Annotated in this window: 1 protein-coding gene; it reads right to left on the bottom strand. The window is 64.6% G+C overall.

Features of this window, described 5'->3' with window-relative positions; genetic code table 11:
- Positions 1-333 (bottom strand): Tim44 domain-containing protein (locus BN1123_RS05675; RefSeq protein ID WP_042025812.1); only part of this gene is annotated, 333 nt, incomplete at both ends.

Raw genomic sequence — 333 nt, 5'->3', positions numbered from 1 at the left:
CCTTGAGCTGCTCGAACAGCTCCGGGCTCACATACTCGCGGATCTTCTCCAGATCGTTCTTGTTCCAGGCCTCTTGCAGGGTGCGGTAGTGGTCGCGGGCACCGGCCAGGAAGCCGTTCATGTCAAAGCCGGGCGGCAGGCGGAATGGCACATCGCTGTCGGCAAAGCCAGTGGCTTGCGGCGCGCTGTGGCTCTGCTCGAACTGCTGCGGGGCAGCCTGCGGAGCCTGATATCCAGCGTAGGCCGCCTGTTGCTGCTGTGGCGCCGCCATTTTGCCTTTGCGCAGGGCGCGGAAAAGGAACACAGCACCCAGGGCCAGCAGGGCGATCAGCA

This window comes from Aeromonas enteropelogenes (genome assembly GCF_000819845.1).
Lineage (GTDB): Bacteria > Pseudomonadota > Gammaproteobacteria > Enterobacterales > Aeromonadaceae > Aeromonas > Aeromonas enteropelogenes.
This window is presented reverse-complemented; position numbering and strand designations above follow the sequence as displayed.